This is a genomic window from Streptomyces sp. NPDC030840, assembly GCF_055572015.1.
In genome coordinates this window covers 282,136-306,364 of the sequence record NZ_JBVIEE010000002.1, presented here as the reverse complement: position 1 = coordinate 306,364, position 24,229 = coordinate 282,136, and the positions used below count along the sequence as shown (strand labels likewise).

General features: G+C 72.0%; 23 protein-coding genes. 9 read left to right on the top strand and 14 right to left on the bottom strand.

Annotated features, from left to right (window positions below; translation table 11 throughout):
* Nucleotides 1-110 precede the first annotated feature (110 nt).
* The 3 genes from ACZ49J_RS05310 to ACZ49J_RS05300 all read left to right on the top strand — a co-directional run bounded on the left by ACZ49J_RS05310 (nucleotide 111) and on the right by ACZ49J_RS05300 (nucleotide 4,692).
* Nucleotides 111-3,335: a cytochrome P450 gene (locus ACZ49J_RS05310; RefSeq protein ID WP_467448557.1), complete on the top strand. Its 3,225-nt coding sequence runs from the start codon at nucleotides 111-113 to the stop codon at nucleotides 3,333-3,335.
* 74 nt (nucleotides 3,336-3,409) lie between these two features.
* Complete coding sequence (locus tag ACZ49J_RS05305) at nucleotides 3,410-4,366, top strand: phosphotransferase family protein (RefSeq protein WP_467448558.1); 957 nt, start codon at nucleotides 3,410-3,412, stop codon at nucleotides 4,364-4,366.
* Nucleotides 4,367-4,443: 77 nt separating this feature from the next.
* Nucleotides 4,444-4,692, top strand: a complete 249-nt coding sequence (locus tag ACZ49J_RS05300; protein WP_467448560.1) for a hypothetical protein — start codon at nucleotides 4,444-4,446, stop codon at nucleotides 4,690-4,692.
* A gap of 77 nt (nucleotides 4,693-4,769) precedes the next feature.
* Here the strand turns inward: ACZ49J_RS05300 and ACZ49J_RS05295 are convergent, their stop codons facing one another.
* The 5 genes from ACZ49J_RS05295 to ACZ49J_RS05275 form a co-directional block, all read right to left on the bottom strand.
* Complete coding sequence (locus ACZ49J_RS05295; protein WP_467448561.1) at nucleotides 4,770-5,798, bottom strand: SDR family oxidoreductase; 1,029 nt, start codon at nucleotides 5,796-5,798, stop codon at nucleotides 4,770-4,772.
* Nucleotides 5,799-5,940: 142 nt separating this feature from the next.
* Nucleotides 5,941-6,918: an SDR family NAD(P)-dependent oxidoreductase gene (locus tag ACZ49J_RS05290; protein WP_467448562.1), complete on the bottom strand. Its 978-nt coding sequence runs from the start codon at nucleotides 6,916-6,918 to the stop codon at nucleotides 5,941-5,943.
* A gap of 322 nt (nucleotides 6,919-7,240) precedes the next feature.
* Nucleotides 7,241-8,371 carry an FUSC family protein gene (locus ACZ49J_RS05285; RefSeq protein ID WP_467448563.1) on the bottom strand — a complete coding sequence of 377 codons (1,131 nt, stop codon included), beginning with the start codon at nucleotides 8,369-8,371 and terminating at the stop codon, nucleotides 7,241-7,243.
* Between the two features lie 71 nt (nucleotides 8,372-8,442).
* Nucleotides 8,443-9,108: an HAD family hydrolase gene (locus tag ACZ49J_RS05280; protein WP_467448565.1), complete on the bottom strand. Its 666-nt coding sequence runs from the start codon at nucleotides 9,106-9,108 to the stop codon at nucleotides 8,443-8,445.
* A 118-nt stretch (nucleotides 9,109-9,226) separates the two neighbouring features.
* The gene (locus tag ACZ49J_RS05275; protein WP_467448566.1) at nucleotides 9,227-10,264 is read right to left on the bottom strand and encodes a PHP domain-containing protein; all 1,038 of its coding nucleotides are present in this window, start codon (nucleotides 10,262-10,264) and stop codon (nucleotides 9,227-9,229) included.
* Nucleotides 10,265-10,420: 156 nt separating this feature from the next.
* Here ACZ49J_RS05275 and ACZ49J_RS05270 point away from each other — a divergent pair, with 156 nt between their 5' ends.
* Complete coding sequence (locus ACZ49J_RS05270) at nucleotides 10,421-11,224, top strand: SDR family oxidoreductase (RefSeq protein WP_467448568.1); 804 nt, start codon at nucleotides 10,421-10,423, stop codon at nucleotides 11,222-11,224.
* A gap of 77 nt (nucleotides 11,225-11,301) precedes the next feature.
* The gene (locus tag ACZ49J_RS05265; protein ID WP_467448569.1) at nucleotides 11,302-11,538 is read left to right on the top strand and encodes a hypothetical protein; all 237 of its coding nucleotides are present in this window, start codon (nucleotides 11,302-11,304) and stop codon (nucleotides 11,536-11,538) included.
* Here the strand turns inward: ACZ49J_RS05265 and ACZ49J_RS05260 are convergent.
* From ACZ49J_RS05260 to otr(A), 3 genes are all read right to left on the bottom strand, one after another.
* The gene (locus ACZ49J_RS05260; RefSeq protein ID WP_467448571.1) at nucleotides 11,535-12,176 is read right to left on the bottom strand and encodes a VanZ family protein; all 642 of its coding nucleotides are present in this window, start codon (nucleotides 12,174-12,176) and stop codon (nucleotides 11,535-11,537) included. The two genes, ACZ49J_RS05265 and ACZ49J_RS05260, sit on opposite strands and share 4 nt — an antisense overlap.
* 119 nt (nucleotides 12,177-12,295) lie before the next feature.
* On the bottom strand, nucleotides 12,296-12,961 hold the full coding sequence (locus ACZ49J_RS05255) for a DUF4230 domain-containing protein (protein WP_467448572.1): 666 nt from the start codon (nucleotides 12,959-12,961) through the stop codon (nucleotides 12,296-12,298).
* A 181-nt stretch (nucleotides 12,962-13,142) separates the two neighbouring features.
* Nucleotides 13,143-15,026: a tetracycline resistance ribosomal protection protein Otr(A) gene (gene otr(A) / locus ACZ49J_RS05250; protein WP_467448573.1), complete on the bottom strand. Its 1,884-nt coding sequence runs from the start codon at nucleotides 15,024-15,026 to the stop codon at nucleotides 13,143-13,145.
* 224 nt (nucleotides 15,027-15,250) lie between these two features.
* Here otr(A) and ACZ49J_RS05245 point away from each other — a divergent pair, with 224 nt between their 5' ends.
* Nucleotides 15,251-16,204, top strand: coding sequence for a ribose-phosphate diphosphokinase (locus ACZ49J_RS05245; RefSeq protein ID WP_467448575.1), 954 nt, complete (start codon nucleotides 15,251-15,253; stop codon nucleotides 16,202-16,204).
* Nucleotides 16,205-16,335: 131 nt separating this feature from the next.
* Here ACZ49J_RS05245 and ACZ49J_RS05240 read toward each other — a convergent pair whose 3' ends face one another.
* The gene (locus ACZ49J_RS05240) at nucleotides 16,336-16,722 is read right to left on the bottom strand and encodes an anti-sigma factor antagonist (RefSeq protein WP_467448576.1); all 387 of its coding nucleotides are present in this window, start codon (nucleotides 16,720-16,722) and stop codon (nucleotides 16,336-16,338) included.
* A gap of 236 nt (nucleotides 16,723-16,958) precedes the next feature.
* On the bottom strand, nucleotides 16,959-17,387 hold the full coding sequence (locus ACZ49J_RS05235; protein WP_467448577.1) for a MarR family winged helix-turn-helix transcriptional regulator: 429 nt from the start codon (nucleotides 17,385-17,387) through the stop codon (nucleotides 16,959-16,961).
* A gap of 116 nt (nucleotides 17,388-17,503) precedes the next feature.
* On the opposite strand from ACZ49J_RS05235, the gene ACZ49J_RS05230 reads away from it, so the two are divergent.
* From ACZ49J_RS05230 to ACZ49J_RS05220, 3 genes are all read left to right on the top strand, one after another.
* On the top strand, nucleotides 17,504-18,961 hold the full coding sequence (locus ACZ49J_RS05230) for an aldehyde dehydrogenase family protein (RefSeq protein WP_467448578.1): 1,458 nt from the start codon (nucleotides 17,504-17,506) through the stop codon (nucleotides 18,959-18,961).
* Between the two features lie 27 nt (nucleotides 18,962-18,988).
* Complete coding sequence (locus tag ACZ49J_RS05225) at nucleotides 18,989-20,098, top strand: NAD(P)-dependent alcohol dehydrogenase (RefSeq protein WP_467448579.1); 1,110 nt, start codon at nucleotides 18,989-18,991, stop codon at nucleotides 20,096-20,098.
* A 187-nt stretch (nucleotides 20,099-20,285) separates the two neighbouring features.
* Entirely contained in the window at nucleotides 20,286-21,512 is a 1,227-nt protein-coding gene (locus ACZ49J_RS05220) for a cytochrome P450 (protein ID WP_467448581.1), read from the top strand.
* Nucleotides 21,513-21,555: 43 nt separating this feature from the next.
* Here ACZ49J_RS05220 and ACZ49J_RS05215 read toward each other — a convergent pair whose 3' ends face one another.
* The 4 genes from ACZ49J_RS05215 to ACZ49J_RS05200 are packed head-to-tail and all read right to left on the bottom strand — an operon-like array spanning nucleotide 21,556 to nucleotide 24,185.
* Nucleotides 21,556-22,818 carry a cytochrome P450 gene (locus ACZ49J_RS05215; RefSeq protein ID WP_467448582.1) on the bottom strand — a complete coding sequence of 421 codons (1,263 nt, stop codon included), beginning with the start codon at nucleotides 22,816-22,818 and terminating at the stop codon, nucleotides 21,556-21,558.
* Entirely contained in the window at nucleotides 22,815-23,432 is a 618-nt protein-coding gene (locus ACZ49J_RS05210) for a GTP-binding protein (protein ID WP_467448584.1), read from the bottom strand. The genes ACZ49J_RS05215 and ACZ49J_RS05210 overlap by 4 nt, the downstream gene beginning before the upstream one ends.
* On the bottom strand, nucleotides 23,413-23,769 hold the full coding sequence (locus tag ACZ49J_RS05205) for a DUF742 domain-containing protein (protein WP_467448585.1): 357 nt from the start codon (nucleotides 23,767-23,769) through the stop codon (nucleotides 23,413-23,415). Before ACZ49J_RS05205 ends, ACZ49J_RS05210 begins: the two co-directional genes overlap by 20 nt.
* Entirely contained in the window at nucleotides 23,766-24,185 is a 420-nt protein-coding gene (locus ACZ49J_RS05200; RefSeq protein WP_467448586.1) for a roadblock/LC7 domain-containing protein, read from the bottom strand. The genes ACZ49J_RS05205 and ACZ49J_RS05200 overlap by 4 nt, the downstream gene beginning before the upstream one ends.
* Between the last annotated feature and the right edge of the window lie 44 nt (nucleotides 24,186-24,229).

Here is a 24,229-nt window from a genome sequence, read left to right as displayed (position 1 = left end):
TCGCCCTTCGCCCACTACACAATCATGCAGTCCAGTGGTCCGGGCGAGCGGCCCCCGGCACGCACAGTGGATCGCAGTGATCCCGCACCGCGAAAGGCAGTTGTCGCGCCATGTCCCCCACCGTGCCGCACTCCCGGGACGCCGGCCCGATGCCCGGCGTCCCCGTCGTGGACATCTCCGCCACCGGCCCCGGCAGCACCCCGCTCCAGCAGATCATGGACCTCATGCGCCGGCACGGGCCGGTGCTCGTCCGCCGGCTGCACGGGCGGGACACGCTGTTCGTCAGCGACCTGGACCTGGTCACCGAACTGGCCGACGAGCAGCGGTTCGCCAAGGCGATCGGGCCCGCGCTGCACAACGTCCGGGAGTTCGCCGCCGACGGGCTCTTCACCGCCTACAACGACGAGCCGAACTGGGCCAAGGCGCATGACATCCTGATGCCCGCGTTCGCGCTGGGCTCGATGCGGACGTACCACCCCGTCATGCTGCGGGTGGCGCGCAGGCTGATCGACGCCTGGGACCGGGCCGCCCGTGACGGGCAGCCCGTCGACGTGCCGGACGACATGACCCGGATGACGCTCGACACGATCGGGCTCGCCGGGTTCGCCTACGACTTCGGCTCCTTCGAGCGGGACCGGCCGCACCCGTTCGTGGAGGCCATGGTCCGCTGCCTGGAGTGGAGCATGAACCGGCTGAGCCGGGTGCCGGGCGGCGACTACGCGGCGGCCGACGCCGCCTTCCGGGCCGACGCCGACTACCTCGCCCAGGTCGTGGACGACGTGATCGCCGCCCGCGTGGACACAGGCAAGGCGGACACGGGGCAGAGCGACACCGGGGACCTGCTCGGGCTGATGCTCTCCGCGGTGCATCCCGCCGACGGCACCACGCTCGACACCGCCAACATCCGCAACCAGGTCATCACCTTCCTCATCGCCGGCCACGAGACGACGTCCGGCGCGATGTCCTTCGCCCTGTACTACCTGGCCAAGCACCCGGCGGTCCTCCAGCTCGTGCGGCGGGAGGTGGACGCCCTGTGGGGCGACGACCCCGGCCCCGACCCGACGTTCGACGACATCGGGCAGCTCAGCTACACCCGGCAGGTCCTCAACGAGGCGCTGCGGCTGTGGCCCACCGCCGCCGCGTTCAGCCGGGAGGCCCGGGAGGACACCCTCCTCGGTGGCCGTATCCCCCTGCGCGCCGGCGAGGCGGCCCTGGTCGTGGCACCGATGCTGCACCGCGAGCCGGTGTGGGGCGACAACCCGGAGCTGTTCGACCCCTCCCGTTTCACACCCGAGGCGGAGGCGGCCCGCTCGGCACACGCGTTCAAGCCGTTCGGCACCGGTGAACGCGCCTGCATCGGGCGGCAGTTCGCGCTGCACGAGGCGACCATGCTGCTCGCGCTGCTCGTCCACCGCTACCGGCTGCACGACCACGCCGGCTACGAGCTCAGCATCAAGGAGACCCTCACCCTCAAGCCCGACGGGTTCACCCTGACGCTCTCCCCGCGCACCACCGCCGACCGGTCGCACGCGCCCCTGCCGGGCACGGCCGCGATGGCACGGCCGGACGCGGACGCCACGGAAGGCGCTCTCCCGGCCCGTGTCCGCCCCGGCACCCGCGCCCTCTTCCTGCACGGCAGCAACTACGGCACCTGCCGGGAGTTCGCCGCCTCCCTCGCCGACGAGGCCGCCGCGCTCGGCGCCGAGACCGAGGTCGCGCCCCTGGACGCGTACGCCGGCGGACTGCCCGCCGACCGGCCCGTGATCATCACGGCCGCCTCCTACAACGGCCGCCCCACGGACGACGCCACCGCCTTCGCCGCCTGGCTCGACAGCGACACGGCGGCCTTCGACGGCACGTACGCCGTGCTCGGCGTCGGCGACCGCAACTGGGCCGCCACCTACCAGCACGTCCCCACCCGCTTCGACGAACGCCTCGCGGAACTCGGCGGCACCCGCCTGACGGACCGTGCCGCCGCCGACGCCTCCGGCGACCTGGGCGGCACGGTGCGCGCCTTCACGGCCGGCCTGCGCACCGCCCTGCTGGAGCGGTACGGCGACCCCGACGCCACCACGCCCACCGACGAGCCCACGGCCGCCTACGAGGTCCGCACGATCAGCGGCGGACCCCTCGACGCCATCGCCTCGCGGCACGACCTCGTCCCCATGACCGTCACGGAGGCGTACGACCTGACCGCGCCCGGCCACCCGCGCGCCAAGCGGCTGGTCCGGCTCGCCCTCCCGGACGGCACCACCTACCGCACTGGCGACCACCTGACCGTCCTGCCGGTGAACGACCCCGCCCTCGTCGAGCGGACCGCCACCGCGCTGGGCCTCGACCTGGACGAGGTCCTCGACATCCGGTCCCGGCGGCGCGACGGCATCGCCGTGGACCGGCCGCTGACCGCGCGCCGGCTCCTCACGCACCACGTGGAGCTTCAGGAGCGCCCGACCGCCGCCCAGCTGTCCGCCCTCGCGGCCGCCAACCCGTGCCCGCCGGAGCGCGCCGCCCTCGACTCCCTCGCGTCCGGTGCGGACGACCCGCGCACCCTGGTCGAGATCGTCGAGGCGTACCCCGCCCTGCGCGGCGCACTTCACTGGCCGGACCTCCTCGCCCTCCTCACGCCGCTGCGCCCGCGCCACTACTCGGTGTCCTCGTCGCCCGCCGCCGACCCCGGTCACGTCGACCTGATGGTCTCGCTGCTTCAGGCGCCGGCCCTCCCCCACTCTCGGCTGCGCTCGAGCGGGGGGACCCCCATGGGCAACGGCACCTACACCGGTGTCGGCTCCGGCTACCTGCACTCGGTCAAGCCCGGCGAGACGGTGCTCGCCCGGATCCAGCCCTGCCGCGAGGCCTTCCGCATCGTCCACGACGACCCCGCGCCGGTCATCATGGTCGCGGCCGGTACGGGGCTCGCCCCGTTCCGGGGAGCGATCGCCGACCGGGTCGCGCGGCTCGCCTCCGGGACGCGGCTCGCCCCCGCCGTCTGCTACTTCGGCTGCGACGCCCCCGACGCCGACTACCTCCACGCCGACGAGCTCCGTGCCGCCGAGGCCGCGGGCGCGGTCCTGCTGCGCCCCGCCTTCAGCGCGGCTCCCGTCGACGGTGCCGCCTACGTCCAGCACCGGATCACCGCCGAGGCCGACGAGGTGTGGGACCTGCTGGAAGCCGGGGCACGGGTGTACGTCTGCGGCGACGGCTCCCGCATGGCACCGGGCGTGCGCGCGGCGTTCCTCTCCCTGCACGGGGAGCGATCCGGCGGGGACTCACACGCGTGGCTGGACTCCCTCGTCGCCGAGGGGCGTTACGTGGAGGACGTGTACTCGGCCGGATAAACGGGATGTGTCCGCCGGGCCGACCTGCCAGAGTGTGGTCGGCCCGGCGGACACGGACGAGAGGGAGACGCACGGTGACGGACGCGGGGAAGCGGGCACGGCGGATCCTGGCCGCGGCCGGGATCGGTGAGGACGACCTGGTCACGGTGCGGACACTCGACGGCGGCACCTACAACACCGTCGAGGAACTCCTGCTCACCGAGGGCCGCCGGCTGATCCTGAAGACACCCCCGCCGCCCCAGACGCCGATCCTGCGCTACGAACACGAACTCCTCGACCAGGAAGCCGAGTTCTACCGCGGAGCCGCCACCGTCGGCGTACCCGCCCCCCGTGTGCTCGTCGTGGCGGACGGCCGGCTCCTGATGACCGCCTGCCCCGGGACGCCCTGGCACCTCGCCTCCCTGGAGGCAGCCGAACAGCGGACGCTGCGCCGGGAACTGGGCGGTCTGGTGGCCCGCCTCCACCGCGTGACCGGCCCCGGCTTCGGCTACCCGTCCGGCGCCGTGGGCCCGCTCACCCCCGACTGGCGCACCGCCTTCACCGCCATCTACGACGCCGTGCTCGCCGACGCCCGCCGCTACCGGGCCTGGCTGCCGCGCCCCGTGGACGAGGTGGCGCGACAGGCCAAGACCGCGTACGACGCCCTCGACGAGGTCACCGTCCCGCGCCTCGTCCACTTCGACCTGTGGGAGGGCAACATCCTCGTGGAGCGCGACGGTGCTCCGCGTATCGGCGGACTCATCGACGGCGAGCGCATGTTCTGGGGGGACCCGCTGGCGGACTTCGTGTCGCTCGCGCTGCTCGGGGACATCGAGCAGGATCCGGACTTCCTGACGGGCTACCAGGAGGAGTCAGGCCCGGCCGTGTTCACGTCGGTCGCCCGGCAGCGCCTCGCCCTCTACCGCAGCTACCTCTATCTGATCATGCTCATCGAGACGGTGCCGCGCGCCGCGGACAAGGAGCACGTCAGCTGGGTGCGCGAGGCGGTGGCACCACAGCTCACCGCGGCTCTGGACGAACTCGGCGGCTGACACCGCGCGCACTCGCCGCGCCCCGTTTCGGCCGCTCCGCACGAGGTACTCGCCGGGCCGGATGAAGGGAGCACACCGTGACCGAACGCCGTCAGGACGCTCCCGGTGAGAACGGGGAGCCCGTACCGCGAGACATGCCCGACCAGCAGGCCCACGGCGGAGACGACCCGTGGGACGTCGCCCCCGAGGGCGATGGCCACAACGGCGAGGGCACACCCGCCACCGACGTGCCCGACACGGAGGAGGCGGGCTCGGGCAGGCGCGGTGCCCCGAAGTCGGGAAGCACTCACCCGGAGCAGCCGGTGCCGAACGAACCCACCGACTGACGCCGCCTCCACGGGAGGACACCGCACGGTGCCTTCCCGTGGAGGACGGCCCGGAACCGGGCCCTCCCGTGGCCCGTTCAGCCCACCTTCCGCCCCCGCATCGGCTCCGTCTCCGCGCCCTCCCCGCGCCGCATGCCGTCCAGGAACTCCTGCAGAACCTCGACCGCCGTGCGCTCGGGGCGCCAGCGCAGTTCGTGGCGCGCACGCGTGCAGTCCATCAGGGGCAGCCGCAGCACGGCGTCGAACAGGTGGGGCGACGCGGGCAGCAGATGCAGCCCCCAGGCCGCGGCGATGGCCGAGCGGGCGGCCGCGCGGGGCAGCCGTACCGGACGGGCACCGAGCATCTCGCCCAGCACGGCGGCGTCGACGGGTGGCTCGGCCGCGAGGTTGAACGCGCCGCGCACGTCGCTGTGCAGCGCCAGCCGGTACGCCTCGGCCGCGTCGTCCGTGTGCAGGGTCTGCACCCGCAGCCCGGGAACATCGGGCAGGACGGGAAGCAGATCGGGGCGGACGATCTGTCCGGGCAGGAACCGCCCGCCGAAGATGCGCCGCTGCTCGCTCGCGGACTCCTGCTTGAACAGGAACGCGGGCCGCATCCGCACCACCCGGATCGACGGGTGCCGGTGCTCGAACGAGTCCAGGGCCCGCTCCAGATAGGCCTTCTCCCGGCAGTACGCGGCGTCCGGCCACCCGTGCGTCGGCCACGACTCGTCCACCGAGCGGTCCTTGGGGCCCGGCGAGTACGCGCCGACCGAGGAGGCGTGCACCAGGGCGGGCACCTTCGCGGCCGCCACCGCCTCGAAGACGCGGATGCTGCCGAGGACGTTGGTGCGCCAGGTGAGGGCCGGATCGTGGGTGGGCTGGAAGGCCCAGGCGAGGTGCACGACGGCGTCGGCGCCCTCGAACTCCTCCACCAGCCCGGTCTCCTCGACCGCCAGATCCACCGCCGACCACTCCGTCTTCGCGGGCTCCCAGTCGGGAATCCGCCGGGCCAGTCCCCGTACGGATCCGACCCGGTCGTCCTCCGCGAGCAGACGTACGAGACTGGTACCCACGTTGCCGGTGGCACCCGTGACGACGATCCTGCGTCCGGTTTCACTGCTCACCGCTGGCTCCTCTCACAGGGCTACCCCGCCCGTCCCGAGGCGGGAAGCCCGAGTACCCGCCCCTACGGAGGTCCACGCGATGTGCCGCGCATTCCGGCCAGGCGTTTTCCGTTCGGGCGTATTCGGTGCGGATGCTTTCCGGTCAGTGCCGGGCCGCGAACGCGTCCACCCCGGTGAGGTCCGCCGACAGGGCCCAGAGGCGGGCGGCACCCTCCGGGTCGATCGCGTAGGCCTGTACGCCGCCCCGCCCGCCCTCCGCAGGCGCGACTGCGGCGACCTCGCAGTCCTCGCAGTAGAGCCCGCCCAGGCCGTCGAGCCGCGGCGAGGTCGCGGCCCACACCTGGGTGGCCGCGCCCTCCTGCGGGGTCTTGAAGCTGTCGCTCACCCTGCCGTCCGCGTCGATCCAGCCGCGCTCGATCATCTCCTCGCGGGTCAGATGGCGCACCAGCTCGGTGAGGATCTCACCGGGATGCAGCGAGAACGCCCGCACCCCGGTCTCCCGGGCGAGGGCGTCCAGGTGGACGGTGAACAGGACGTTGGCGGTCTTCGACTGGCCGTACGCCTCCCACTTGTCGTACGCGCCGTCCGCGAAGTGCGGGTCGTCCCAGCGGATGTCCGACAGGTGATGCCCGGACGACGACACGGTGACGACCCGGCCGCCGCCCCGTTCGATCGCCGGCCAGAGCCGGTTCACGAGGGCGTAGTGGCCCAGGTGGTTGACCGCGAACTGGAGCTCCCAGCCGGGTCCGACCCGTGTCTCGGGGCAGACGGCGATTCCGGCGCTGTTGACGACGATGTCGAGCGTGCGCCCCGAGGCCAGGAAGCGCTCGGCGAAGCCGCGCACGCTCTCCAGGTCACCGAGGTCCAGTTCGTCCACCTCGGCTCCGGCGACGCCGTCCAGCGCCTCGCGGGCCACGTCGACGCGCCGCGCGGGGACGAGGACCCGGGCGCCCGCCGCCGCGAACGCCCGGGTGGTCTCCAGGCCGAGCCCCGAGTATCCGCCCGTGACGAGCGCGAGCCTGCCGGTGAGGTCGATGCCCCGCAGGACGTCGTCGGCGGTGCTCCGTGCGCCGAATCCCGATCCGATGGTGTGCTGTGCAGAGGTCTGTGCAGTGGTCATGCGGCGCACGCTACGAATTGAAGAGCGCTCGAAGTCAACCGCCTCAGGTGCCCGCGGCGGCGGGCAGGAGAAAGCCCCGACCGGACGGGGGAATCACGGTCGGGGCGGCCTGTGGTGGGCACGGACGGCGGTCGCCTCTCGGCGAAAGGCTCCACAGGGCTTCAGCCGAACGATCGTCCCTGTGGGCGGATGGTGAGGCCCGGGGACACTGTCCCATCCGCACCCACGGCTGGTTCAACGGGAAAGTACCGGAGGGTGTTCCTGCGGGATGGGGGCATTCACGGTGATCTGCGTCACGCGATGTGCGGTGTTTCGGTCACTTCTACCGTACGGTTTCGGCCCACACGTTCTCCGCCTGGAGCAACAGCGCGCCCAGGACGGCGGTCCGCGGGGCGCTGTCGCTCGCCTGCTCACGCAGCCGGGCCTCGAGTTCGCCGCGCAGTTCCTCCATCGTGGCCCGCGCCCCCTCGTCGGGGCCGTCACCTGCCGAGCCCCTGATGCGGCGGCCCTCCGCGTGGCACGCGTCCCCGAGCAACTCCAGCAGACGCGCGTACGACCCCAGCGCGCTGACGTCGGGCGGGCTCGGCTCCCGCTCGGTGTCGGCCGCCACGGCCAGGGTGCGGGCCAGGGCCATCACATACCCGGTGACCCGGCTCCAGCGCTCGTCCTCGTCGGCGGGCGGCACGTCGAGCGGCACCCGGTGGAGGGCGCGCAGCCAGCCCGCGGTCAGCCGCAGGCTCTCCTCACTCCACCGCCGTGCCGAGCGCAGCCCGTCCAGCCGCCGCTCCAGGGCGAACGCGGTCCGTGACCAGCGGGCGGCGGTGGACGGGTCCCAGTCGCCGTCCCGCAGGTGGGCCGCGGCGGCGTGCAGGACGTCGCCCGTCTCGTGTGCCAGCGACGCGAGGTTCTCCCGTATGTCCCGCAGGTGGATCGGCGGCAGCACGAGAGCGTTCACGGCGACGCCTATCACCGCTCCCAGCGCCGCCTGGCCCAGGCGATGGGTCACCGCCGACGCCGTGACCGGGCCCGCGGTGAGCGTGAACAGGGCCGTCGTCGCGGCGTAGACACCCTGGTCGCCGAAGCGGGGCCAGTTGCCGAGCAGCATCAGCACCGGAAGGCACAGGGCGAGCGCGGCGGTGATGTCGCCGGTCAGCTCCTGCGCCCCGGACGCCAGTAACGCGCCCAGACAGATCGCGGCGAACTGCTGCGACGCCCGCAGCAGCGAGCTGTACACCGTGGCCTGCACCAGCACCACGGCCACCCAGGGCGCCATCATCGCCATCGGGTCCCCCAGCCAGTTCCGCGCGATCACCCAGGCGAGCAGCGCCGCCGCCGCGGCCTTGAGCGACTGGATGATGAGATCCCGCTCGCGACCGGGACCGCGCGCGGCGTCGCGGGCGGCGCGGAACAGGGCATGGGCTTCGGAACGGACAACGCGGGCCGGGGACGTCATACGGTGCGGGGCGCCCGAGGCGCCGGTGGCTGGACAGTCATGCGGGACGGGTGTCCGGGGAACGCGCAGGATCACATGTCCGCCGCCAGAGGACTCTCCTCCAGGGACGCCAGCAGATGCGCCGGGTCACGGTAGACCGCCTCGGCGCCCGCCGCCTCCAGGTCGCCACGGGGGATGCCGCCGCTCAGTACGCCCACGCAGCGCACCCCGGCGCGGGTGCCGGCGCGCATGTCCCACACCGTGTCACCGACGAAGACCGCATGCTCGGCGGGCACCCCGGCCAGGTCCAGGGCGTGCTCGACCGGCTCGGGAGAGGGCTTCCCGGCGTCCACGTCGTCCGCGCTCGCCGTGGCCGTGATCGCGTCGTCGGCGTCGATCGCCCGGCGCAGCGCGGACAGCTCGGAACCGCCGGCCGAGGTTGCCAGAACGACGCTCCAGCCGTCGTGGTCCAGACGCCGCAACAGCCGCCCGGCGCCCCGCAGCGCGGGCAGCCGTTCGAAGTACGTGCCGTACAGGGTCTTGTGGGCGGCGCTCAGCGCGGACACCTCGTCCGGATCCCGGGTCTCGCCCAGGACGTGGGTGATCAGATCGCCCGAGGCGAGCCCCACGGCCCGGTGGATGGCGTGCATCTCCACGTCGTGACCGGCCTGCCGGAACGCCTCCCACCAGGTCGTCACATGGAGATGGTTGGTGTCGACCAGTGTCCCGTCGACGTCGAACACGGCTGCTCGGCCCATGTACATGTCCTCCTTTCTCGCGGCGGCCACAGCACCTGGCAGGTCTCACGGCGCCACGGCTCGCACGGCTCTCACGGCCCGAGGCCGTCGGCGCGGGTCCCGCGCCCCGGGTACCGCGTCACGCGCTCCCCACGCGCGACGGCACCACGCCGTCACGCGTCCACGCCAGCAGCTCGTCCGCGGCCCACGTCGTGATCACCCGATCGGCGGGCACACCGCACTCCTCGGCCCGGGCACAGCCGTTGATCTGCCAGTCCAGCTGGCCGGGAGCGTGCGCGTCGGTGTCGATCGAGAACAGAGTGCCCGCGTCGAGCGCCCGGCGCAGCAGCCGTACGGGCGGGTCGAGCCGCTCGGGGCGGCTGTTGATCTCCACGGCCGTACCGGACTCGGCGCAGGCCGCGAAGACCTCGTCCGCGTCGAACTCGCTCTCCGGCCGCCCCCGCCCGGACAGCAGCCGTCCGGTGCAGTGCCCGAGGATGTCGGCGTGCGGGCTGCGGACCGCGGTGACCATGCGCCTGGTCATCGCCCGCGCGTCCATGCGCAGCTTCGAGTGCACGGACACCACCACGACATCGAGCCGCTCCAGCAGCTCCGGCTCCTGGTCGAGCGACCCGTCGTCGAGGATGTCGCACTCGATGCCGGTGAGCAGCCGGAACGGAGCCCAGCGCTCGTTGAGGGCGGCCACCACGTCGAGCTGCTCGCGCAGCCGGTCCGCGGACAGCCCCCGGGCCACCGTCAGCCGGGGCGAGTGGTCCGTGAGCGCCGCCCACTCGTGTCCGAGGAGAGCCGCGGTGCGCCCCATCTCCTCGATCGGGCTCCCGCCGTCCGACCAGTCGGAGTGCAGGTGGCAGTCGCCGCGCAGCAGCGCCCTGAGCCGTTCGCCGCCCGGTGCCACCGGCTCCCGGCCCTCGCCCTGAAGCTTCCGCAGATAGCCGGGCACCTCGCCGGCCAGCGCCTCCCGCACCACCTGCGCCGTCTTCGGTCCGACCCCGCGCAGCGACTCCAGCGAGCCGTCGGCCGCGCGCTCCGCCACCTCCCCCGCGGGCAGCGCGCCGACCACGGCGGCCGCGGTACGGAACGCCCGTACGCGATAGGTCGGCTCCTGGGACCGCTCCAGCAGGAACGCGATCCTCTCCAGGGCCTCCACGGGATCCATGGGCACCTCCTCGTCCAGGGTTGCCCAACCGCACCGGTACCGCACACGGGGCCGGTTTGTCCCCCGCGTCCCCGGGTACTGCGAGGAGTCGTCCGAACTCCGAACGTCTCCGCACGTCTTCGTACGTCGCGGTCGTCACGCAGTCGAGGAGGCGCGATGTCCGCGCGCGAACGCAGCGGGGTGGCCGTCGTCACCGGCTCCGACTCCGGGATCGGCCGGGCCACCGCGGTCCGGCTCGCGGAGGAGGGGATGGACGTCGGCATCACCTGGAACAGCGACCTGAAGGGTGCCGAGGAGACGGCCGAGGAGGTACGGGCCAGGGGGCGGCGCGCCGCCGTCGCGCAGATGGACCTCACCCGGCTGCCCGGCGCCGCGGGCACGGTGGACGAGCTGTGCGACCGGCTCGGCCGCATCGACGTGCTCGTCAACAACGCCGGTACGGGGACGATGACCCCCTTCATGGATCTGGAGTTCGACGACGTGCGCCAGGTGCTGGACGTCGATCTCGTCGGGCCCTTCCTGTGCGGCCAGCGGGCCGCGCGGCACATGATCCAGCAGGGCGACGGCGGCCGGATCGTCAACGTGACCTCCGTGCACGAGCACCAGCCCCGCGTCGGCGCCGCCCCGTACTGCGCGGCCAAGGGAGGCCTCGGGCTGCTCACGCAGGTGATGGCCCTGGAACTCGCAGAGCACGGCATCACCGTCAACGCGGTGGCGCCCGGCGAGATCGCCACGCCCATGACCGGGCAGGAGGACGTCGACGTGCACACCCGGAGCCGCCCGGGCATCCCGCTCGGGCGCCCGGGCGACGCCCGCGAGGTCGCGGCCCTGATCGCCTTCCTGGCGGGCCCCGACGCCTCCTACGTCACCGGCGCCTCGTGGGCCGTGGACGGCGGCATGCTGCGGATGGGGCCACAGGCGGGCTCCCATCTGGAGAGCGACGACTGGCGGCGTCCCTGAGCGATCTGCCCGGGCCACCCGGGACCGACGAGTCCGCTTCGGGGCTCATTGACCCGATGCGATCTACGCTTTCTTGTATGACCGAAATCGCGAGCCCCTACCTGCCCCACCCGCGGATCATGGTGCTCGGGGTGCAGCCCGGCACACCTCCGTTCCGGATCGTGGAGATCGACGGGCAGGTCGTCGGAGAGGCCACGGCCATCACCGACGTCCTGCTCGCCGCCTCGGCGGCCGGCATCACGGTCCACGACCTGGACGACCCGGACGTGGTGCGCTGGGTCGGCGGCGACAAGTTCACCTGGTCGCTCCGCTAGACCTTGCGGCGAAGGACGGGGAAGCGAGGACGCTTGACGCCCCTGCCTCCCTTGACGCCTTTCCCGGCTGCGCCGCCTTTCCCGGCTGCGCCGCCCTTGGCGTTCACGGACTTCGTCTGCTCGGGCGGGTGCACCGCGCGGCCCAGCCGCCGTCCCAGCAGCACGTACCCCAGCAGCGCGCCCGCCGTGTTGAGGATGACGTCGTCGATGTCGAAGGCGCGCCCCGTGACGACCGCCCCCTGCGCCAGTTCGACCAGCAGCATGACCAGGGCGGTCAGCAGCGGCACGCGCAGGAGGCCCCGCGCCCCGGGCGCCAGCATGGGCAGCAGCACACCGAACGGCACGCCGAGCAGGATGTTCCCGCCGATCTGCTTGACGGCGTCACGCAGCGCGGGCTGGTTCAGATAGGCCTCCAGGGACCGGCCGGGGCGCAGGTTGCTGTGGGTCAGCGCCTCGGAGGCCGGTGACGGCTGGAGCGTCAGCCGGGCCAGCGCCGCGGCGAACGCGACCATGGCGGCGAAGGCCACCACCATCGCCAGAAGGCGCAGCGGGAACGGGAGCGGTGGCCGGCCGCGCGGGACTGGCTTCCCCCGGCGGCCGGATGTCGAGGTGCGGGAACGTGACGTGGTACGGGCCATGTAACCCTCCCAGTTTCAACTTCCCTTCTCCCCAAGGTGGTTACCCCCGATAACTGCTCCGATGCCGCCCTGGGCGTGGCATCGGCCACCGCGTCCACCGGTTCTCCGCCCAAGTGGGCTCAGGCGTCGCCGTACGTCACCTTCACCTCCTTGAAGCCGAGGGAGCGGAGCAGCCCTTCGAGCATGCCGGTGGTGTTGGACTCGGCGCGGGCGGTGAGGCGGCTGTCCTCGGCCGCGTCACCGATGTGCTTCGACGCGAGTTTCTGGACGGCCTGTTCGCTGTTGGGGTTGTCCGAGAAGAGGTCGCCGATCCGGTCGAGCAGACCGCGCTGCTTGGAGACGGCGTAGGAGCGTTCGGGGTCGAGGGCGGGCTTGCCGAGCTCCGCGTGGGGCAGGTGGAGCGTGGCGGACGTGCGGTCCTTGTTCACCGTCACGTCCCTCTCGCCCACCTTCCCCAGGTCGACGTAGGCGTCGACCGTGCCCGCCCCCACGTACAGGGTGCGGGTGCCGCGGATCGCGTCCGGCAGGTACTTGGCGTCCTTCTCCAGGTCCACGACCACCTGGAAGTTGCCCGAGGCCGCGTCGTAACGGCTGAGGTCCTGGATGGACTTGAGGAGCGCGGGGCCCGACCGGTCGTGCGTCTCCTCGCCGAACACGTCCTTGATCGCGCCGAAGAAGAGCAGTCGTACGGCGGCGAACACGACCACGAGGAGCACCACGATGATGGTGAGGAGCTTCGCCCAGCCGGGCAGTCGGCGGGCGCGCTCGATGGACGGCGTCGTCATGTCGACGGTCCTCCTTCCTGTTTCAACGAGTGCCCGCCAAATCCCTTGCCAGAACGCACGGTTGGCTGTTTGAGGACGTCGGTCCGGGGCACGGGAGCCCTGCGACGTACCCTGTTCGGCGTACGGGGACGCCGCACCGCGTCCGCCCGCCGTACGGGATCGTGCCGAGGCGGCCTCCGCGCTACCGCTCGGCCCTCAGCGGCCGGTCACCCGACGGCCGCGACCACCACACGCCCTCGCCGTGCGTGAGCCCCGGCAGGGCCAGCTCCACCTCCCGCACGTGCCGGGCCGGGAGCTCGCCCGTCACCAGCCACGAGGTACGGCCGCCCGTCGTCTCCCCGAACTCCGTGCCACAGGCGGCGAGCCGGGCCGTCACCGGGGCCAGCGCGTCCAGCGGAAGCTCCGCCTCGAAGGCGTGGTACGGCTCGTACACGCACGTGCCCGCCCGCTGGAGGGCCCCGCGCAGCACGACCGGGGTGAGCCCGCGGAAGTCGGCCGCCGTGCTGACCGGCGCGCAGAAACCGGACCGGACGAGTGTGACCCGGCAGTCGGTCACCGCCCACCCGTGCGGGCCCGAGGACAGCGTCGCGTGGACCGTGTCCTCGATGGCCTGGTGGAAGGCGCGGGGCAGGGCGCCGAGTTCGGTCTCGTACGCGAAGACCGCGCCCGAACCGCGCGGTCCCGGATCCACGCGCAGACCGATCGTGGCCCAGTGGCGCGTGTGGTCGAGCCACGGCATCTCCTCGTACGCCTCACCGGTGCCCGCCGGGCGCTCCAGGAACCGCACACGGCTCGGCTCGAAGTCCGCCTCGATCCCGAAGTCCTGCGCGAGCGTCGCCGCGAGGACCTCCTTCTGCACCTCGCCGTACAGGAGCAGCGCGGTGGCGCCGGAACCCGCGGGGCGGGCGTGCAGCAGCGGGTCCTGGTCGGCCAGGGTGAGCAGCGCGGACCGCAGGGACGCCGCCTGCTCGGTGTGCCGCGCCCGCACCAGGGTCTGAAGGGTCGGCGCGCTGAACTGCGGGGCACGGCCGGAGACATCGCCGAGCCGGTCACCGACGCGGATGCCGGGCACGCCGCGCAGCTCGGCGATGTCGCCCGCGGTGAGGGACGGGGCCCCGGGCCGCCCGACGACGGTGAGGTCCAGGGCCCGCCCCGGCACCTCAGTGGTGCGTCCGTCGGCCTCGCGCCGCACGAAGGTCAATCGCTGACGGTTCCTCACCTCGCCCTCGTACAGGCGGAGATAGGCCCTCCGCTCGCCGCCGGGGCCGGGCCGTACGGCGAAGACCGTGCCCCGGGGGGTGTCGGTGGCCTCGCTCTGCTGGGGCCGGGGAACGAACCGGACCACACCCTGGACCAGTTCGGCGACTCCCTGTCCGTCCAGTGCGCACCCGAAGAACAGCGGGTGCACCGAGCCGTCGGCGGTGCGGGCGGTGAGCGCGGTCCGCAGGTCGTCCTCGGTCGGCGCGGGGCCGTCCACGAGGGCGGTGAGGATGCCCGTGTCCACCTCGGCGAGGGTGGAGGCCACGTCCGGGGCGGTGAGGGGGCGCCGTACGACGCGGGCGTGCGGGGTGCCGATGTCCTCGACCCGGGTGAGCGGTACGACGTACGGCGTGAGCAGGCGGCGGACGTCGTCGAGCAGGCCCTCCTCGCGGGCGCCCCTCCGGTCGATCTTGTTGACGAAGACGAGCGTGGGCAGGCCGAGCCTGCGCAGGGTCCTCAGCAGGACCCTGGTACGGGCCTGGACGCCCTCCACGGCGGAGAGCAGCAGCACCGCGCCGTCGAGGACCTCCAGGGCACGCTTGACCTCGGCGACGAAGTCGGAGTGCCCGGGAGTGTCGATGAGGTTGATCTGGACGTCGCCGGCGGTGAAGGCGGCGACGGCCGAGCGGATGGTGATGCCGCGCCGGCGCTCGATCTCCCCGTCGTCGGTGCGGGTGTCGCCGGTGTCGACGCTGCCGAGCCGGTCGATGGCGCCGCCGTCGAAGAGGAGCCGCTCGGTGAGGCTGGTCTTACCGGCGTCGACGTGGGCCAGGATGCCGATGTTCAGGGTGTGCGGGGTGTGCATGCGTGGTCGAGTCCTCGGGAACCGTGAGCCAGTGGGGGCGCTGGGGTGTTCCGAGGAGTCGGCGCATTCGGGGTCTCCCGGGGTTCGGCAGTACGGTCGCCGCCATCATGGCGTGCCCCCGGTGACCCTCCGCAACCGAATTTCCCGGGCCGGGACGCGTGGGGCACGGCCAGTAGCATGAGGCGCGCAACCCGTAATGATCATGCTCATGCGAGGAGCGGACCGTGCGTGACATCGCCGTGTTCAGCGGTAGTGCCCATCCCGAGCTGGCGGAGGAGGTCTGCGCGCATCTGGGAGTCCCGCTCCGGCCGACCCGGGTCAGCCGGTTCGCGAACGACTGTCTGGAGGTCCAGCTCCAGGCCAACTGCCGTGAGCGTGACGTGTTCCTGGTGCAGCCGCTGGTGGCCCCCGTGCAGGAGCACCTGGTCGAGCTGCTGCTGATGTGCGACGCCGCGCGCGGCGCGTCCGCGGGACGCATCACCGTGGTGATGCCGCACTACTCGTACGCCCGGTCCGACAAGAAGGACGCGCCCCGGATCTCGATCGGCGGCCGGCTCGTGGCCGACCTGATGGTGGCGGCGGGCGCGAGCCGCGTGCTCGCCATGACGCTGCACTCGCCGCAGGTGCACGGCTTCTTCTCGGTTCCCGTCGACCACCTGCACGCGCTGCGCGAACTGGCCGCGCACTTCCGGCAGTACGACCTGTCGCGCACGACGGTCGTCTCGCCGGACCTGGGAAACGCCAAGGAGGCGGCGGCATTCGCCCGGATGATCGGCGCGCAGGTCGCCGCGGGCGCCAAACAGCGGTTCGCGGACGACCGGGTCAGCATCAGCTCGGTGATCGGCGAGGTCGCGGGGCGGGATGTGATCATCCTGGACGACGAGATCGCCAAGGGCAGCACCGTTATCGAACTCCTGGGGCGGCTGCGGGAGTTGGGGCCGCGTTCCATTCGGGTGGCGTGTACCCACGGCCTGTTCGCGGCCGGGGCCCTGAAGCGGATCGGCGAACAGCCCGACGTTCTGGAGATCGTGTGCACCAACACGGTGCCGATCCCGGCCGAGGAACGCACCGAGAAGCTGCGGGTGCTCTCCATAGCCCCGGCACTTGCCGAGGCCGTTCGCCGCATCCACAACGGCGAGTCCGTCAGCGCCCTGTTCGACGCGCCCGCGGGCGAATAGACCGGAGGAGGAGAAGCGGGGAGAGACGGGGGAGGGGGGAGGGAGAAAAGGGGAGGGAAGGAGGGGGAAAAGGGGAGGGGGTCGAGGTGACACGGGGGCCTCGCGCCGCGGGAGGCGGTCGCGTGCCCCGGTCATAAGGTGCCCGACGTGGCCTCCGGACGGGCCAGGGCCTCCTCCAGGGATGCCGACGGCGGCAGCAGGCGGGCCAGGCCGGTCGCCTTCAGGACGCGCAGGGTCAGCTCGTGCGTGCACAGCAGGTGGAGCCGTCCGCCCTGGGCGAGGACCCGGCGCCGGGCCCGGTACAGCAGACGCAGCCCGGAGCAGTCGAAGAACTCCACGGGCCGCAGGTCGATCACGATCAGTGGTTGCGGGCGCGCGGTCGCGGAGTCCAGGTACGGGATGATCTCCTGCGCGGCGACGATGTCGATCTCGCCGTGGAACTCCAGCACGGTGTGCCCGTGCTCCCCACGGACACGCAGATGCCTGAGGGGCGGCTCGGGGTCGTCACGCACCGACATTCGCCTCCATCCGGCTCCCTCACGGCAGGGCTCTCACGTCACCGGGGGCCGGGATGACACGTCAGGCGAGCCTGCACGTGTCACCGGGTCCCCGCGATGGCAAAACCGTTCCTCGCTCTGCAAGTTACCCCCGTAGGGGTGAATTTCAGCATGTTCGATTGACATATGTCTTCGATTTGCGACGCGAGTCGTCCGGCACGTCGCGTGCCCGTTCTGCGACGGGGCGTGCGCCGGAGCTAGGACAGGGCGTGCCAGGCCTTGGACAGGGCCTGGCGGAACTGGTCGGCCTGATGGGCGGTGAGGTCCCTGACCATGCGTTCCTCAAGATTCCGCACGGGCTCGGCGAACCGCGCGAGCAGCTCGCGCCCCTCGTCGGTCAGCAGGATGAGCAGCTCGCGCCGGTTGCGGGGATTGCGCTCCCGTCGTACCAGCCCGCGGTTCTCGAGGCTGCGGACCACATCCGCGATCGACTGCGCGGTGACGAACGAGTCGCGTGCCAGCTGGGCCGCGGACAGGCCGTCGTGCCGCTCCAGGACGGTGAGCGACGTGTACTGCAGGGCCGTGATCCCGGCCGGCTTCACCAGGTCGTCGAGGTGTGAGCGGACAACGAGCTCGACCTGCTTGACCATGTAGAGGAGGTTGGGAGGTGCCTTGGTGCCGACCATGCGTTCAGCGTAAGGCATTGACAGGAAACCTGTGTGTAATGAAACTGCGAACCAACAGGAATCCTGTTTGTTGAAGACTAAGCGATCAAGGCTGGATCAAGGCTGAGGAGTGGGCAATGACGACCACCTTCGAGAGCGAGCCCGGGCGGCTGTTCATCGGTGGACAGTGGCTCGAGGCAGCTGACGGGGCACGCACGGACGTGATCGACCCGTCCACGGGTCAGGTGGTCACGACCGTCGCCGAGGCGGGCGCGGGCGACGTCGACGCCGCCGTACGGGCCGCACGCGAGGCGTTCGACAAGGGGACCTGGTCCGGGCTGAGCGGACGCGAGCGCGGGCGGATCCTGCACCGCGTCGCCGAGCTGATCCGGGAGAACGCGGACGACATCGCAGCCCTGGAAAGCCGGGACGTCGGCAAGCCGATCACGCTGTGCCACGCGGTCGACGTCACCAACGCGGCCAACGACTACGAGTACTACGCCTCCCTCGCCTGGACCCTGGACGGCGCGACCCGTGACACCCCCCTCAACGGCCTCGCCTACACCCGGCGCGGCCCCATCGGTGTGGTCGCCGCGATCACACCGTTCAACTTCCCGCTGATCCTCGCCGGTTCCAAGATCGGCCCGGCCCTCGCGGCCGGCAACACGGTCGTGCACAAGCCCGCCGAGGAGACCCCGCTCAGCGCCCTGTACATGGCGGAGCTGCTCAAGAAGGCCGGCGTCCCGGACGGCGTGTACAACGTCGTCACCGGCACGGGACCGGTCGCCGGCGAGGCGCTGCTGCGCAACCCCGGCGTCGACAAGATCGCCTTCACCGGCTCCACCGCGGTCGGCCGGCACGCCGCGAGCGTCGCCGGAGAGGGCCTGAAGTCGGTCACGATGGAGCTCGGCGGCAACGCGGCGCACATCGTCTTCGACGACGCCGACATCGAGAAGGCGATCGGCGCGATCATCAAGGGCTTCGTCTTCAACACCGGCCAGTTCTGCATGGGCGGCCCGCGCCTGCTCGTGGCCCGCCCCGTCTACGAGACGGTCCTCGGCATCCTCTCCGAGGCCGTGCCCGGTGTGCCCGTCGGCGACCCCCGGCAGCCCGAGACCGTCGTCGGGCCGATGGCGGGGGAGAAGCACCTCAAGAAGGTCGAGGAGTACGTCGAACTGGCCCGCAAGGAGGGCGCCCGCGTGGTGTGCGGCGGCGAGCGCCTCGACCTGGGCGGCGGCTTCTACTACAAGCCCACGGTCCTCGCCGACCTCACGAACGACTCCCGGGTCGTCCAGGAGGAGATCTTCGGCCCGGTCCTCACCGTGCAGCCCTTCGACTCCGAGGACGAGGCCGTGTCGATGGCCAACTCCACGCCGTACGGGCTCGCTTCGGGCATCCAGACCACGAACCTCGCCCGCGCCCACCGCGTCGCCGACCGGCTCCAGGCGGGCATCGTCTGGGTCAACGACTGGGCGATGCTCGACCCCGCCGTGCCCTTCGGCGGTGTGAAGGCCTCCGGCTTCGGCCGCGAGTACGGACCCGAGGCCCTCGAGGCCTACACCAAGGTCAAGTCCGTCGTCGTCTCGCTCGACTGAGCGCCTCCCCGCAGAGGAGTTCCATTCATGTCCACCACCACTCGTGCCGCCGTGGTCGAGTCCGGGGGAGCCCCCTTCACCCTGTCCGAGGTCGTCCTGGAGGAGCCCGGGCAGGGCGAGGCCCTCGTCCGCATGGTCGCCGCCGGGCTGTGCCACACCGACCTCGGAGTGGCGAGCGGCGGACTGCCCTTCCCGCTCCCCGGCGTCCTCGGCCACGAGGGCGCGGGAGTCGTCGAGGCCGTGGGCCCGGGCGTCACCGGCGTGGCCCCCGGTGACCACGTCCTGCTGTCGTTCACCTCCTGCGGCGGCTGCCGCAACTGCCGTGACGGTCACCCCGCCTACTGCGCCGCCTGGCTGCCGCTGAACCTGCTCTCCGGCCGCCGCGCCGACGGCAGCAGCACCATCAGCCGCGGCGGCGAGCCGCTCGGCGGCCACTTCTTCGGCCAGTCCTCCTTCGCCGAGCGCGCCCTGGTCGACGAGCGCAGCCTCGTCAAGGTCGACCCGGACGTGCCGCTCGACTCCATCGCCCCGCTCGGCTGCGGTGTCCAGACGGGTGTCGGCGCCGTCTGGAACGTGCTGGAGCCGCGCGCCGGCAGCACCCTCGTCGTCCTCGGCGCCGGAGCCGTCGGCCTCTCCGCGGTGATGGCCGCCGCGCTGACCCCCGCCACCACCGTCATCGCCGTCGACCGGGTCGGCGAACGCCTCGAACTCGCCAGGGAGCTGGGCGCCACCCACACCGTGAACGCGGACGAGGTCGCCGACATCACCGAGGCCATCATGGACATCACCGGCGGCCAGGGCGCCGACGGTGTCGTCGAGACGACGGGCAGCGTGGCCGTGCTGCGCAAGGGCGTCGACTCCCTCGCCCTGCGCGGCACCCTCGTCATCGTCGGCGCCCCGCCCTTCGGCACCGAGGTGTCCCTGGACGTCAACGGGATGCTCGGCGGCAAGCGGGTCGTCGGCCTCACCCTCGGCGACAACGAGACCCAGACCGCCATCCCGGTCCTCGTCCAGCTGGTCAAGGAGGGCAAGCTGCCACTGGACCGCCTGATCAGCCGCTACACGTTCGAGGACATCGACCAGGCCGTGGCGGACATGAGCGGCGGAAAGGCCATCAAGCCCGTCCTGACGTTCTGACCCGCACCCCGCCCCCGGCGAGCCGCCGGACGTCCGCATCTCCCTGCCTCCTCAGAGGGGGGGACACGGCGTTCGGCGGCTCGCCGGGGGAGCGGACATGCGCGACGGGCCGGGACTCGCCTGTCCCGACACCCCGAATGATCAATAGCCTTGTGCGGAACGCCCATTGCTGATCTCAGGGAGTTTCATGTCCACCGCGCAGCAGGCCCCCGACATCCTCTCGCCCGAGTTCGCCGCCGATCCCTATCCGGCCTACCGGGTGATGCGCGAACGTGCCCCCCTCATCTGGCACGAGGCCACCCAGAGCTACATCATCTCGCGCTACGAGGACGTGGAGCGCGTCTTCAAGGACAAGAACGGGGAGTTCACGACCGACAACTACACCTGGCAGATCGAGCCGGTCCACGGCAAGACCATTCTCTCGCTCAGCGGGCGGGAGCACGCGGTGCGGCGCGCACTGGTCGCCCCTGCCTTCCGCGGCAGCGATCTGCAGAGCAGGTTCCTTCCCGTGATCGAGCGCAACTCCCGTGAGCTGATCGACGCCTTCCGGCACACCGGATCCGTCGACCTGGTGGCCGACTACGCGACCCGCTTCCCCGTCAACGTGATCGCGGACATGCTGGGCCTGGACAAGGCCGACCACACCCGGTTCCACCGCTGGTACACCTCCGTCATCGCCTTCCTCGGCAACCTCTCGGGCGACCCGGAGGTGACCGCGGCCGGCGAACGGACCCGGGTGGAGTTCGCCGAGTACATGGTCCCGATCATCCGGGACCGCCGGGAGAACCTCGGTGACGACCTGCTGTCCACGCTCTGCGCCGCGGAGGTGGACGGCGTGAGGATGAGCGACGAGGACATCAAGGCCTTCTGCAGCCTGCTGCTCGCCGCGGGCGGTGAGACCACCGACAAGGCGATCGCCAGTATCTTCGCGAACCTCCTGCAGCACCCGGAGCAGCTGGCGGCCGTCCGGGAGGACCGCGGGCTGATCGCCCGGGCCTTCGCCGAGACGCTGCGCTACACACCGCCCGTCCACATGATCATGCGGCAGTCCGCCACCGAGGTCGCGCTCAGCGGCGGCACCGTACCGGCCGGCGCCACCGTCACCTGCCTGATCGGCGCCTCCAACCGGGACGAGAACCGCTACGCGGACCCCGACCGCTTCGACATCTTCCGCGACGACCTGACGACGGCGACCGCCTTCTCGGCCGCCGCCGATCACCTCGCCTTCGCGCTCGGCCGGCACTTCTGCGTGGGGGCGCTGCTCGCCAAGGCCGAGGTCGAGACCGGAGTCGGCCAGCTCCTCGACGCCATGCCGGACGTGCGGCTCGCCGACGGCTTCGACCCCGTGGAACAGGGAGTCTTCACCCGAGGACCGTCGTCCCTGCCGGTGCGTTTCACACCCGTCACGGGCTGACCACGCGCAGGGTGTCCTGCCGTCACCGCGCCGGTGGGGCGGTCTACCGCACCACCGGCGTGAACCGCACGGGCAGTGCGGTCAGTCCGCGCATCCAGATGGAGGGGCGCCAGCTCAACTCGTGCGGCTCCACGGCCAGGACGAGGTCGGGCAGCCGTTCCAGGAGGGTCTCGACCGCCGTACGGGCGATGACGTCGGCCAGCAGCGGGGCCGGGTACGGGCACCGGTGCTCGCCGTTGCTGAAGGACAGGTGTGCGGCGTTCTCGGCGCCGACGTGCCCGTCGGGCCAGATCTGCGGGTCGGTGTTGGCCGCGGCGAGCCCCAGCACGAGGCAGTCTCCCGCCCTGATCTGCCGTCCGCCGAGCTGGGTGTCGCGCACGGCCCAGCGGCCGATGAAGTTCTGCGTCGGTGTATCGAGCCACAGCACCTCGTTCAGCGCCTCGCCGACGCTGAGCCGGCCGCCCGAGACGTTCAGGGCGAAGCGCTCGTCGGTGAGCAGGAGCCGCAGGGTGTTGCAGATCCAGTTGGCGGTCGGCTGCTGTGCCGCGGCGATGACGGAGATCAGGTCCTGGACGACCTCCTCGTCGGTCAGCCCGGCCGGGTGCAGCAGCATGCGCGAGGTGACGTCGGCTCCGGGTGTGGTCCGCTTCTCCTTCACCAGCTGCTGGATCCGCTCCCCGACCCGCGTGTACGCGGCCACCGGGTCGTCTCCTTCCGCGGCGTCGAGGGAGATGCGCAGGTCGTCCACGAGCTGCTGGGTGTCCGTGCCGGTGTGCGGCATCCCGCACATCTGGACCGCGGCCCGCATCGGCAGGGCGTGGGCGTAGGCGCTCATCAGCTCGGCCTGCCCGCTGCCCGCGAAGGAGGTGATGAGCCGGTCGGCGATCTGCCGGCAGTCACGGCCCAGCTCGAACTGATCGACGTCCTCCAGGGCCTGAGTGATCACTCCGGCCCGCCGCTGGTGCTCGGCGCCCTCGGTGAACAGCACCGAGGGCTGGTATCCGACGAAGGGCAGCAGCGGCCAGTCCGCGGGGATGTTCTCCCACTGGTTCCAGCGCCGCGAGTCCCGTGCGAACAGCTCGTCGTGGGCCGTCACATAGCCGACCTCGGAGTAGCCGAGGACCAGCCAGGCGGGAACGTCCCCGTCCAGCAGCACGGGAGCCACCGCGCCGTGCTCCCTGCGCAGGGTGCGATACAGCTGCGACGGTGTCTGCTGGTACTCCAGACCGGCCAGGCGCACCGCGCCCGGGTGGGCGGGGCAGCCCTCGACGGCCGCGTGCGCGGAGGTGGATCCGGTGTCGGTCACGGTGTCGTCTCCCGGGTCATGGCCTGTTCGTAGAGGTGGTGCACGAGGGTGATCAGTACGTCCTTGCCGGACGACCTGACCCGCGCGTCGCACTCGATCAGCGGCACGTCCCCGGGCAGGGCGAGCGCCTGGCGGATCTCGTCCAGGGAGTACCGGGACGGGTCGTCGTCGAAGCGGTTGACGGCCACCACAAACGGCGTCCGGTGGTGTTCCAGCCGGTCTATCGCGTACCAGGAGTCGTCCATCCGGCGTGTGTCGACCAGGACGACCGCGCCGAGTGTGCCGGAGAAGAGCCGGTCCCACAGGAACCAGAAGCGCTCCTGCCCCGGAGCGCCGAAGAGGTAGAGGACCATGCGCTCGTTGAGGCTGATCCGCCCGAAGTCGAACGCCACGGTGGTGGTGGTCTTGGCGGCCACCCCGTCCGTCTCGTCGACGCCGACACCGGCCTGGGTCATCACCTCTTCGGTGTTGAGCGGCCGGATCTCGCTGACCGAGCGGACCAGGGTCGTCTTGCCGACGCCGAATCCGCCCACGATGACGATCTTGAGGCCTGCTTCGGCGGCGTCGGCCAGGGGCGTACGCCGGGACGTCAGCTCAGAGGCGGCGGAGCCCATGGAGCACCTCCTGGAGAAGGGCGGAATCGGGGAGCGAGGCGACGGACCGCGCCGCGCGCGGGTGGCGGGCGGTGATCCTGCTGGTGGTGAGGAGGTCACCGAGCAGGATGCGCACCACCGTGATCGGCAGCCGCAGCTCCGCGGCGATCTCGACCACGGCCGTCGGATGGCGGCACAGCTCGAGGATCCGGGCGTGCTCCGACTGCATTCCGGCGGTGGGTTCGCACTCGCTGACCACGAGAGTGACCAGATCGAAGGTGTCGTCGGCGCGGCTGCGTCCGCCCGTGACGGTGTACAGCCGGTCCGGATCACCGGTGTCCACGGGCCTGCGCATCACGACGAGGTGTTCGCCTGGGCGCCCAGGCGGGGCTCGGCCCGCAGATGCTCACCGATCTTGTCGATCAGTTCGGTCATCTGGTGACCCACCACCCCGGGGTCGGCGTCCTCCTCGGCGACGACCGCCAGATGTGCCCCTTCGCCGGCCTCGACGATGAAGAGCAGCCCGCCGTGGAACATGGTCATGGAGTGGCGGACACCACCGGTGCCGTCTCCGAACTCCACGGACGCGCCCTGGGCCAGGGCCTGGATCCCCGAGCAGAGTGCCGCCAGCTGGTCGGCCTGGTCGAGCGTCAGGTGCTGGGTCCAGCACAGTTTCAGGCCGTCCCGGGACAGGACCAGGGCGTGTCGCGTACCCGGAGTGCGCTCCAGAAGGCTCTGCAGGAGCCAGGTGAGGCTGTTGTCGGTGGTCTGCATGGTGAGTGATGGGACGGTAGGCCCGGCTGTCGGGTTACCGGCCC

Coding starts and splice junctions, on each gene's coding strand:
- ACZ49J_RS05310 (WP_467448557.1), top strand. CDS start 111: ATGTCCCCCACCGTGCCGCACTCCCGGGACGCCGGCCCGATGCCCGGC.
- ACZ49J_RS05290 (WP_467448562.1), bottom strand. CDS start 6,918: ATGACCACTGCACAGACCTCTGCACAGCACACCATCGGATCGGGATTC.
- ACZ49J_RS05285 (WP_467448563.1), bottom strand. CDS start 8,371: ATGACGTCCCCGGCCCGCGTTGTCCGTTCCGAAGCCCATGCCCTGTTC.
- ACZ49J_RS05280 (WP_467448565.1), bottom strand. CDS start 9,108: ATGGGCCGAGCAGCCGTGTTCGACGTCGACGGGACACTGGTCGACACC.
- ACZ49J_RS05275 (WP_467448566.1), bottom strand. CDS start 10,264: ATGGATCCCGTGGAGGCCCTGGAGAGGATCGCGTTCCTGCTGGAGCGG.
- ACZ49J_RS05270 (WP_467448568.1), top strand. CDS start 10,421: ATGTCCGCGCGCGAACGCAGCGGGGTGGCCGTCGTCACCGGCTCCGAC.
- ACZ49J_RS05265 (WP_467448569.1), top strand. CDS start 11,302: ATGACCGAAATCGCGAGCCCCTACCTGCCCCACCCGCGGATCATGGTG.
- ACZ49J_RS05260 (WP_467448571.1), bottom strand. CDS start 12,176: ATGGCCCGTACCACGTCACGTTCCCGCACCTCGACATCCGGCCGCCGG.
- ACZ49J_RS05255 (WP_467448572.1), bottom strand. CDS start 12,961: ATGACGACGCCGTCCATCGAGCGCGCCCGCCGACTGCCCGGCTGGGCG.
- ACZ49J_RS05240 (WP_467448576.1), bottom strand. CDS start 16,722: ATGTCGGTGCGTGACGACCCCGAGCCGCCCCTCAGGCATCTGCGTGTC.
- ACZ49J_RS05235 (WP_467448577.1), bottom strand. CDS start 17,387: ATGGTCGGCACCAAGGCACCTCCCAACCTCCTCTACATGGTCAAGCAG.
- ACZ49J_RS05230 (WP_467448578.1), top strand. CDS start 17,504: ATGACGACCACCTTCGAGAGCGAGCCCGGGCGGCTGTTCATCGGTGGA.
- ACZ49J_RS05225 (WP_467448579.1), top strand. CDS start 18,989: ATGTCCACCACCACTCGTGCCGCCGTGGTCGAGTCCGGGGGAGCCCCC.
- ACZ49J_RS05220 (WP_467448581.1), top strand. CDS start 20,286: ATGTCCACCGCGCAGCAGGCCCCCGACATCCTCTCGCCCGAGTTCGCC.
- ACZ49J_RS05210 (WP_467448584.1), bottom strand. CDS start 23,432: ATGGGCTCCGCCGCCTCTGAGCTGACGTCCCGGCGTACGCCCCTGGCC.
- ACZ49J_RS05200 (WP_467448586.1), bottom strand. CDS start 24,185: ATGCAGACCACCGACAACAGCCTCACCTGGCTCCTGCAGAGCCTTCTG.